A 9,525-nucleotide genomic window follows, 5' to 3' on the forward strand; every position below is an offset into this window, starting at 1 on the left:
GCCGCCTCCTGGCGGCCGTCGCCACGTCCAGCCGCACTTTTTCCATCATCCCTTACCCCAGCAACGCAGGCAACACCATGGATTTCACGCTTCCCGTTCCCGACCTCGCCGCCGAGCGCCAGGGCAATACCGACACGCCGGGTGTCTGGCATTTCGACTCCGGCGTGCCGGGCCGCGCCCTGATGCTTTCGGCGCTGGTGCACGGCAACGAATTGTGCGGCGCCTGGGCGCTGAAGGATCTGCTGGCGGCGGGGCTGAGGCCGCGGCGGGGCCGTTTGACACTGGCCTTCTGCAACCTGCCGGCATTCGACCGCTTCGACCTGGCGCGCCATGACGCTTCGCGTTTCGTGGACGAGGATATGAACCGCGTCTGGAGCGCCGCCCGATTGGACAACCCCACCAGCAGCGACCGCCGGCGCGCGGCCCAATTGCGGCCGTGGGTCGAGCGCGCCGATTGGTTGCTGGATCTGCATTCCATGCACGAACCGGGCGCGCCGCTGTTGTTGACGGGCGTCCTGCCGCGCAACATCGCCTTGGCGCGACGCCTGAAGGCGCCGCAGCACGTGATCGTGGACGCGGGCCACAAAGATGGCGTGCGCATGCGAGACTTCGCGCAATTCGGCGATCCGGCGCGCGACGAAGCCTGCGCGTTGCTGATCGAATGCGGCTTTCATGGCGATCCGGCCGCGCGCGGCGTGGCCCGGGATATGGTGGCGCGCATGCTGGTCGAGTCGGGCGTGGTCGATGCGGGCGATGTGCCGGCCGGCTGGCGCCTGCCGGACGCGGTCGGGCAGCGCGTGCTGGAAGTCACGGACGCGGTGGTGGCGCCGTCGATGAACGTGCGCTTCTCGCAACCCTGGCAGGGCCTGGAGACCCTGGAGACGGCGGGATCGGAGATCGGCCGGGCCGACGGGCAGGCGATCGTCACGCCCTATGACCATTGCACGCTGGTGATGCCGTCGTTGCGCCAGCTCAAGCCGGGCGTGACGGTGCTGCGGCTGGCGCGCGATTACACGGGTTGAAGACGCGCCCGGCGCGCCGCGCGGCCGTCGATCGCGAGGCAGCGCGGCCCCGCAGGGGCGCCCCGGGGCGCCGCCGCAATCACTGCTGCGGCGTGTAGCGCAGCTCGTCGAGCTGGTAGCCTTGCGCGGTCGCGGCCGCCAGGGCGCGGTCCAGGTCTTCCTTGGGCAGTTGCGGCGAACGCGACAGGATCCACAGGTATTTGCGGTCGGGCGTGCCGACCACGGCCCAGCGGTAATCCGGGTCGAGCCCGATGATCCAGTAGTCGCCCTTGAATGGCTTGAAGAACGACACTTCGAGCTTGGCGTTGTTGCTGCCCTCGACCACGGTGGCGGTGCCCGAGGCCGAGTCGATGTCGCCGTCCTTGGTGCGGCAGCGGTTGTTCACCCCGACGGTGCCGTCGGGGTGCTGCGTGTATTCGGCGGTGGTGTCGCCCACGCAGTTGCGCTGAAAGAACATCGGGAAGTTCGCGATCTCGTACCACTTGCCGGCATAGCGCTTGAGGTCGACCGACGCCACGGTCTGCATGGGCGGCGGCGCGGCGTGGGAGATTCCAGCCGCGCTGGCGGCCACGGCCAACAGTAATGTTGCAATGCGGCGCATGGGAAAAGCCTCCTGATCCAAAACCCTAACGATACGCCTTATTTGCGCGGCGCCTTCAGCGCGGCGTGATAGCGGGCGACGTAGGTATCGAAATCGACATCGTCGGACTGCTCCAGGCGCAATTGTTCGGCGCTGGAGTCGAGCGCGGCCTGGCGGTATTCGGCCGCGACCTCGGCCGGCAGCGGCTCGGCCCGCAGGGCTTGCGCATGCGCGCGGCTCTGGTGCAGAGAAAAGTCGTGGAACGATTCGCCGCTGCCGGTAAGCGCGGCGAGCAGGCGCGCGGACGGCGTGGCGTCGGGCTGGCCGAGCTTGGCGCGTTGCGTGGCCAGGCTGTCGGCATAGGCGCTGCCGCCCAGGGCCGAGTCGTACAGCGCGGCGTAGGGCGCGATCTGGTCGAGCAGTTCGCGGCCCCACTGCGCCAGGTCGATTGGCTGGCCGTCGCGATCCAGTTGCAGGCCGGGCTTGCGGCCTTCCTTGACCACGGTGGCGAAGTTGTCGGCGCTGCGCTGACAGTAGCCGTTGGCGGGGAAGAAGGGGCTGTCGGCGGCGGCGCAGAACAGCAGGAAGGCATCGACGAAGCGGCTGGTGTCGGCATCGATGCCTACCGGCGATTCCGGGTTGATATCCAGGCAGCGCACTTCCACGTATTGCACGCCGCGTTCGGCCAGCGCGGTGATGGGGCGCTCGCAGCGGCCGGTCGCGCGCTTGGGGCGGATGCTGGAGTAGTACTCGTTTTCGATCTGCAGCACGTTGGTGTTGAGCTGGATCCATTCGCCGTTGCGATGCGTGCCGATCTTCTGGTAGTCGGGCCAGGGCCGCGTGACCGCGTCATACAGGCGGCCGAGGAAGGTGTCCAGGTCGTTGTAGCAGAGCTTGAGTTGCGATTGGGCCTTGTTCTGGTAGCCCAGGTCGCTCATGCGCAGGCTGGTGGCGTAGGGCAGGTACAAGGTGTGGTCGCCCAGGCGTTGCAGGCCGTGTTCGCCATCGCGCAGGAAGTCGCGCGCCAGCGCCGGCGCCGCGCCGAACAGGTACATCAGCAGCCAGGAATAACGCGTGAAGTTGCGGATCAGGCCGATGTAGCCGCGCGAGCGCCGTTCCTGGTCGGTGCCGGGCTGGGTGTCTAGCACCGGCCACAGCGCCTCGGGCAGCGAGAAGTTGTAGTGGACGCCGGCGATGCATTGCATGGTCTTGCCGTAGCGCTCGGCCAGGCCTCGCCGGTATACGTGCTTGAGCATGCCGGTGTTGGACGTGCCGTACCAGGCGATGGGGATGTCGGCTTCGGCCGGCAGCGTGGCCGGCATGGACTGGTTCCAGATCAGCTCGTGGTCGAGCACGCTGTAGACGTGGCGGTGCGTGGCCGTCAGTTCGGCCAGCAGCGTATCGACGTTGGCGTGGGTGCCGGTGATCAGTTCGAGCAGCGATTCGGAATAATCGGTGGTGACGTGCTCGTTGGTCAGCGCGGAGCCGAGCCCGGCCGGGTGCGGCGTGCGGGCCAGGATGCCCTGCTCGTCGACGCGCAGGCCTTCTTTTTCGATGCCTCGCAGGGTCTGGGCCAGCAGCGAACGGTTGGCCTCAAGGCGGGAGAGGCGTTGGGCGGCGGTATCAGTCACGGAATCTTCTCGATGGGGTCTGTCGCCGGATTTTACGGGGTGCTGGCCTCCTCTGCCGAGGGAGCCTGTACTGGGGACAGGGACAATTGCGCGGCGGTGCGCGCCAGCCATTCGTCCAGGTCGGCGTAGACCGGGTCGGCGATGGGGGCGGTTTCGTTGAAAATCTCGTGCCAGGCGGTGTCGTACCAGCGCAATGTCAGCAATTCGGCCGGGGCCCGCTGGGCGAACTGACGGCTGCCTTCAGCCGCCACGATCGAGTCGTCGCCGGCCACCATCAGCAGGGTGCGACAGGACAGCAGGTGTGCTTCGCGCAGCGATTCACGGCCGCCTTCGTCGACGAAGCGGGCCAGCCGGCCCGTCATGCTGCGCCGCACCAGCGGATCGGACCGGTACGCCTTGACCACCGCGCGGTCGTGCGAGATGCGGGCCGGCGCCAAGCCGTGGGGGACCCGCAGGTCGGGCGCGTGCAGCGACATCCAGGTCAGGGTGCGGCGTACCCAAGGCGGCACGTTGACCACGAAGGGCGGCGAACTGAGCACCAGGGCGTCGATGGGCGCCAGCCGCCGCAGGGCGATCCGCACCGCCACCAGGGCGCCCAGGCTGTGGCCCAGCAGGATGGGCGGGCGGCCCTGGGCGTCGGTCCAGTCGGCCAGCCGGGCCACCGCGTCGGTCACCAGGTCTTCCTGGTGAGCCAGGGTGGCGGGGCGCCCGCCCGAGCGGCCATGGCCGCGGTGGTCATGGGCGCCGACGGTCCAGCCGCGGGCGGCCAGCCAGCGCGCCAGCCGGTCATAGCGCCCGGCGTGCTCGCTCAGGCCATGCAGCAGATAGATGCCGGGCCTGCCCGGGCCGGAGAGCGGCGCGGGTACATTGGGGGCGGCAGGCCAGACATAATTGGCCAGGGGAGTGCCGTCGGGCGCTGGGGTCATCGAAATCGGCGACAATTTGGGGCTGTCCTCGAAATGAAAAGACCGTCGGTCTTTACGGTAATGACGATTTCATCGCTGTTTCGTTTCATGTTCAAGAAAGCCGGCCTGATTCTTGTGGTGGCCCTGCTGGCCAGCGCCTGCTCGCCCCGTTACAACTGGCGCGAGGTCGATGTGGCCGATGGCCATGTGCGGGCGGCTTTCCCGAACCGGGTGCAGACCGAGACCCGCAAGTTGCGGCTGGATACCCATACGCTGGATTTCACCCTGGCCAGCGCCACCGTCGGCGAGGCCGTGTTCGCCATCGGTTCGGCGCCGCTGCCGCCCGAGATCGCCGCCGACCCGGTGGCCCGCCAGGCGCTGGGCATGGCGCTGATGCGTTCGTTGTACGTCAACATGCAGGCGCCGGCGCCTACCGAATGGCCGCCCTATGGCCAGGATATCGATGTGCAGGGCAAGGCCATGGGCAAGCCCGGTTGGTTGCGGGCGCGGGTGTGGATCACGGACACCATGCTAATCGAGGCGGTGGCGGCGGGCAGCGAGGCCAGCCTGCCGCAAGAGCGCGCGCGGGAGTTCCTGAGGTCGGTCGTGGTCAAGCCGTGATCGAATGCAGCAGCCCGCGCCTGATGGCCGTTGCCACCGCGGCGCGCCGGCCTCGCACCTGCAGCTTGCGGCAGGCGTTGCGCAGGTGGAAATTGACGGTGCTTTCGCTGATGTCGAGGATGCGGGCGGTTTCCCAACTGGTCTTGCCGATGGCGCTCCAGTGCAGCGAGGCCGACTCGCGGGGTGATAACCGGACGGCGGCGGTCGCCGGAGGAAGGGCGAAAGCGGGTTTGGCGGGCATGGCGAAGAGGGCGGCGGCGGGCAGGAAAAAGACAAGCGATGCTCCAGCGCGCGGCGGCTCGGGCGCAATGGACGATGCCGGCATGTATCTCTCTTTGAATCTCTGACGGAATAACGGATGGTGGCCATCGCGCAGTTCTATTTTTCGGCCATTGTGCTGATGTTGCCCCTGCTGTCGTGCGTCGGCATCGGCGTGTTCTGGGGCAAGCGCGACCTGCCGTTCGGCGGCGCCTTCATCACCACGCTGGTCACGTCCGTGACCACGCCGGCGCTGGTGTTCCATACCTTCGTCACCACCCACCTGGACGACCGCGCGCTGGCCGACGTGGCGGCCGCCACGCTGCTGGCGCTGCTGCTGTGCGCGCTGGCCTGCGCCGCGCTCCTCAAGCTGGGCCGCCTGCCGGTGCGCACGCTGCTGCCGACGGCCTTCCTGCCCAACGCCGGCAACCTGGGACTGCCGATTTCGCAACTGGCGTTCGGCGATGCAGGCCTGTCGGTGGCCGTGGCGTTTTTCGCGATCAATTCCTTCGTCATGCACACCATCGCGGTGCGGCTGCTGCCCGGGGTCAACACCAGGGGCAGCTGGAAAAGCCCGATCCTGCTGGCGTCGGTAGTAGCGGTCGCCTTGCGCCTGTTGCACATCCCGGTGCCCGCATGGCTGATCGAGACCACGCGCATGCTGGGCGCGGTGACGGTGCCCCTGATGCTGCTTAGCCTGGGCCATGCGCTGGCCCTGATTCCGGCCCATGGCCTGCGCGCAGGCGCCAAGGTGGCGCTGATGCGCCTGGCGACCGGACTGGGCGCGGGCCTGGCGATCGTCTGGATCCTGGATCTGGCGCCGGTGCTGGCCGGCGCGCTGACGCTGCAGATGGCCATGCCGTGCGCGGTGGTCAGCTACCTGTACGCCAAGCGCTATACCGAAATGGGCGATACGGCCGCGGGCGCGGTGCTGGTGTCGACCGTGGTGTTCCTGTTGCTGGCGCCGCTGATGCTCTGGTTCAGCCACGGGGGGGCGTAGCCACCGGACGGAGGCGCCAAACCCGCCGGTCCGGCTGGACGGCGCGTGTCCTGCAGCTACAGCAGCCCGTCGCGCAATTGTTCGTGGATCCGCTGCCGCCAGGCCTGTTCCAGCAGGCGCAGGGCGGCGGGACGATCGAACCGCCGCAACGCGGGCATTGCCGTGGGTTCCGACCGTGGCGGGAACGCGCCGCGCCGGAGGGCGTCGAGCCGGGCCCGCATTTCAGACTGGGTGTAGACATGCGGGCCGGGATCATGGCGGCGGCCAGTCGAAGGGGCCCGCCGACATAGAGTCCGGCCAGTTCGTCGTGGTTCATTGCGGATGGGGGCGCGCCAGCCGCCGGGGCCGGACGCGCGTTTCGTGGTTGGCCGGGAATCAGGCCGCGCCCGCCATGGCGCGCAACTGCGCCATCAGCGCCTCCGGGATCTCCACCCCATGCTTGAGGGCCTCGTCGCGCAGCTTGCGGCGGCGGTCGCCGGGCAGGCGCACGCCATCGTCTTGCAGCATGGCTTCCACCAGGGTTTCGACCCTTTCCAGGTAGGCCTCGTTGCCGGCCAGCGCGCCCGGGTCGATGGCCATGAAGGCCTGCCCCAGCCGCGCCGGGCCGCCCGCGTCGACGAAGAACGACTCGGTCTCGAAACCAAAGTGCGAGCCGGTCAGGGCGCAGGCCAGCAGTTCGATGATCAGCGCCAGCATCGCGCCCTTGACGCCGCCGGCCGGCAGCATGCTGCCGGCCAGGCCGGCCTTGGGATCGGTGGTGGGCTGGCCTTCGGCGTCCAGCGCCCAGCCCAGCGGGATCGGCTGGTTGTCGCGCGCCGCGATCATCAGCTTGCCGCGCGCCACCTGCGACAAGGACAGGTCGATGACGATGCGGCCGCCGCCGCGCCGCGGAAAGACGGCGGCGATGGGATTGGTGCCAAATAGCGGACGTTTTCCGCCCCAGGCCGGCATGGCGGCGGGCGAGTTGCTCAGCGCCAGCGCCACCAGGCCGGCATCGGCCAGGGCTTCCAGGTGGTAGCCGGCTTCGCCGAAATGGTGGCTGTTGGCCACGCCGACGAAGGCCACGCCGTGCTCGCGCGCGCGGCGGCCGGCTTCGGCCACCGCCAGCGCGCAAGCCGGAAACGCCAGGCCCGAGCCGGCGTCGATCAGCGCCGCGCCGCCGCGCTCGTGCACGATGCGCGGCACGGCGTTGCCGATGGCGCGGCCGGTGCGCAGGTGGCCGGCGTAGAACGGCACGCGCGACAGGCCGTGGGAACTGAGCCCCTGGCTTTCGGCGAAGACCAGCGCGCGCGCGGTGCTGTCGGCCATGGCCGGGTTGGCGCCCGCGGCGGCCAGGCTGGCCGCGGCCAGGTGTTGGAGTTCGTCCAGATAGATGTGAGCCATATCCTTCCTGTCAGCGAGGCGCGCCGCGTTTCATTGGGCGCCGCCGGTAAGCGCTATTGTCACACCGGCGGCCACCATGTCGGAAACGCGGGTGTTGGCTTCCCGCGTCAGGCCGGCGATGTGCGGGGTCAGGATCAGGTTGGGCGCGCCGGCCAGCGGGCCGCCGGCGGGCAACGGTTCCTGCTCGAACACGTCCAGCGCCGCGCCGCCCAGGTGGCCGCCGCGCAAGGCCGCCGCCAGCGCGGCCTCGTCGACGATGCCGCCGCGCGACGTGTTGATCAGCACCGCGCCCGGCCGCATGCGGGCGATGCGGGCTGCGTCCAGCAAGTGGCGGGTGCCGGCGGTCAGCGGCACGTGCAGGGTGACGGCATCGGCCTGGGCCAGCAGGTCGTCCAGTTCCAACCGCGTCGCCCCGGTTTCGGCCCAGGCGGGATGGTCCGCGGGCAAGGCCGCGTCGCAGGCGGCGATGCGCATGCCCAGTCCGGCCGCGAGCCGCGCGGTCAACTGGCCGATGCCGCCGAAGCCGACCACGCCCAGGGTGCGGCCATGCGCCTCCAGGCCTTGCGACAAGGCCGTGCGCGGCCACTGTCCGTCCGCCACCTCGGCACTGGCGGCATAGGCGCCCCGCAGCAGCGCCAGCAGCGTGCCGATGACGTATTCGGCCACCGCGCGCGCGTTGGCGCCGGTGGCCGGCACCACCTGGATGCCGCGCGCGGCGCAGCCGGGCAGGTCGATGTTGTCCAGCCCCACGCCCAGCCGGCCGACCGCGCGCAAGCGCGGGGCCGCCGCCAGCAGCGTGGCGTCGACCTGACTGCGGTTGCGCACGATCAGGGCGTCGGCCTGGCCGGCGGCCTGCAACAGGGCATTGCGCTGATCCACCAGTTCGGGCGCGTAGCGCACGTCGAAGCGTTGCCGCAGGACGTCGACCGCGGGCGCGTCCATGAATTCAGAGATAAGCACGTGCATGGCGGCTCCGGCGTCAGGCGATCTGGATGTTGGCGTCGTGGATGATCTTGGCCCAGCGGTCGACCTCGGATCGCAGATAAGTGCCGAATTCCGCCGGTCCACGCGGTTGCGGCACGAAGCCCAGTTGTTGCAGGGCCTGCTGCATGGCGGGCTGAGAAATCTGTTTGACGATGGCGCCGCCGATGCGCTGCACCAGTTCCGGCGGTGTGTTGGCGGGCGCCATGACGCCGGTGAAATTCTCCACGATCAGGTCCGGCAGGCCGGCCTGCGCCACGGTGGGCACGTCGGGCAGGTCCCGGCTGCGTTCCCGGGTCGTGATGGCCAGCGCCCGCAACGATCCGTTCTTCACGTGCGACAGGGATTCGGGATAGTTCGAGAACACCACGTCCAGGTGGCCGCCGATCAGGTCGGTCAATGAGGGCGCGCCGCCTTTGTAGGGCACATGCATCAGCGGCGTGCCGGTCAGTTTCTGGTACAGCGCCAGGGTCAGGTGCGGCGGCGTTCCGTTGCCGCTGGAGCCCGCCGCCAGGGGTTTTGCGGCGGCCGCGCGGGCCAGGTCGGCCATGCTCTTGATCGAGCTCTTGGCGTTGACCACGACCATGATGGGGGAAGACGCCAATCCGGCCACCGGCGTCAGGTCGCGGGTCAGATCGTAGCCGGCCTTGCCGGCGAACAGGGTGGCGTTGGCGGCATGCGACAGGGTGATGGCCAGCCAGGTATAGCCATCGGGCGCGGCATGCGAAACATGGGCCGCGCCGATGTTGGCGCTGCCGCCGGGGCGGTTCTCGATCACGATGTTCCATTGCTCGGCGTCATTGAGCGCCTTGCCGACCTGGCGCGCCGCCACGTCGGTGAGACCGCCGGGGGGGAAGGGCACGACGTAGCTGATGGGACGGTCCGGCCAGGCGCCTTTCTGCGCCAACACCCGCTGCCATGGGGCCAGCGTACAGATGCCGGCGGCGCCCAATGCGGCCAGCAGGCGGCGGCGCTGGGCGTCGTCGACGGGGGGATTTTGCTCGCGATTCATGTGTCTTCCTCCTTGGGGGTGGCGCCCGGGTAGGAATGCTTACGCCTGTGCTGCCGTGGCGGCGTGCGCCCGGGTCTGCATGCTTTTGTGCGTGTGCTGCGAGGAACTGCGGGGGACGGCCGGCGCGCATGG

The 9,525-nt window shown here is 69.4% G+C and carries 10 protein-coding genes; 3 read left to right on the top strand and 7 right to left on the bottom strand.

Annotation, left to right across the window (positions count from 1 at the left end; all coding sequences use genetic code 11):
• The first annotated feature begins 77 nt into the window (after positions 1-77).
• On the top strand, positions 78-1,022 hold the full coding sequence (locus tag AC6LKG_RS25975) for a M14 family metallopeptidase (RefSeq protein WP_498169782.1): 945 nt from the start codon (positions 78-80) through the stop codon (positions 1,020-1,022).
• Positions 1,023-1,101: 79 nt separating this feature from the next.
• On the opposite strand, the gene AC6LKG_RS25980 is transcribed toward AC6LKG_RS25975, so the two are convergent.
• Genes AC6LKG_RS25980 through AC6LKG_RS25990 form a run of 3 tightly spaced genes read right to left on the bottom strand, consistent with a single transcriptional unit; the run spans position 1,102 to position 4,159 of the window.
• Positions 1,102-1,623, bottom strand: coding sequence for a lipocalin family protein (locus tag AC6LKG_RS25980; protein ID WP_498169767.1), 522 nt, complete (start codon positions 1,621-1,623; stop codon positions 1,102-1,104).
• A gap of 38 nt (positions 1,624-1,661) precedes the next feature.
• On the bottom strand, positions 1,662-3,233 hold the full coding sequence (gshA, locus tag AC6LKG_RS25985; protein ID WP_498169769.1) for a glutamate--cysteine ligase: 1,572 nt from the start codon (positions 3,231-3,233) through the stop codon (positions 1,662-1,664).
• A 32-nt stretch (positions 3,234-3,265) separates the two neighbouring features.
• Entirely contained in the window at positions 3,266-4,159 is an 894-nt protein-coding gene (locus AC6LKG_RS25990) for an alpha/beta hydrolase (RefSeq protein ID WP_498169771.1), read from the bottom strand.
• A gap of 60 nt (positions 4,160-4,219) precedes the next feature.
• On the opposite strand from AC6LKG_RS25990, the gene AC6LKG_RS25995 reads away from it, so the two are divergent.
• Positions 4,220-4,759 (top strand): hypothetical protein, encoded by a 540-nt coding sequence (locus AC6LKG_RS25995; protein WP_498169773.1) that lies wholly within the window; start codon positions 4,220-4,222, stop codon positions 4,757-4,759.
• Here the strand turns inward: AC6LKG_RS25995 and AC6LKG_RS26000 are convergent.
• The gene (locus AC6LKG_RS26000) at positions 4,749-5,000 is read right to left on the bottom strand and encodes a LuxR C-terminal-related transcriptional regulator (protein WP_498169784.1); all 252 of its coding nucleotides are present in this window, start codon (positions 4,998-5,000) and stop codon (positions 4,749-4,751) included. The genes AC6LKG_RS25995 and AC6LKG_RS26000 overlap by 11 nt on opposite strands.
• A gap of 117 nt (positions 5,001-5,117) precedes the next feature.
• Here AC6LKG_RS26000 and AC6LKG_RS26005 point away from each other — a divergent pair, with 117 nt between their 5' ends.
• A complete protein-coding gene (locus tag AC6LKG_RS26005) occupies positions 5,118-6,017 on the top strand; it encodes an AEC family transporter (RefSeq protein ID WP_498169774.1) in 900 nt (299 codons plus the stop codon).
• 375 nt (positions 6,018-6,392) lie between these two features.
• On the opposite strand, the gene AC6LKG_RS26010 is transcribed toward AC6LKG_RS26005, so the two are convergent.
• From AC6LKG_RS26010 to AC6LKG_RS26020, 3 genes are read right to left on the bottom strand one after another with little or no spacing between them, the layout of a single operon-like run.
• Positions 6,393-7,400, bottom strand: coding sequence for an Ldh family oxidoreductase (locus AC6LKG_RS26010; protein WP_498169776.1), 1,008 nt, complete (start codon positions 7,398-7,400; stop codon positions 6,393-6,395).
• Between the two features lie 30 nt (positions 7,401-7,430).
• A complete protein-coding gene (locus tag AC6LKG_RS26015) occupies positions 7,431-8,366 on the bottom strand; it encodes a hydroxyacid dehydrogenase (RefSeq protein WP_498169777.1) in 936 nt (311 codons plus the stop codon).
• Between the two features lie 13 nt (positions 8,367-8,379).
• Entirely contained in the window at positions 8,380-9,393 is a 1,014-nt protein-coding gene (locus tag AC6LKG_RS26020) for a Bug family tripartite tricarboxylate transporter substrate binding protein (RefSeq protein WP_498169780.1), read from the bottom strand.
• Positions 9,394-9,525: the final 132 nt, after the last annotated feature.

Source organism: Achromobacter sp. 46006 (assembly GCF_059761975.1).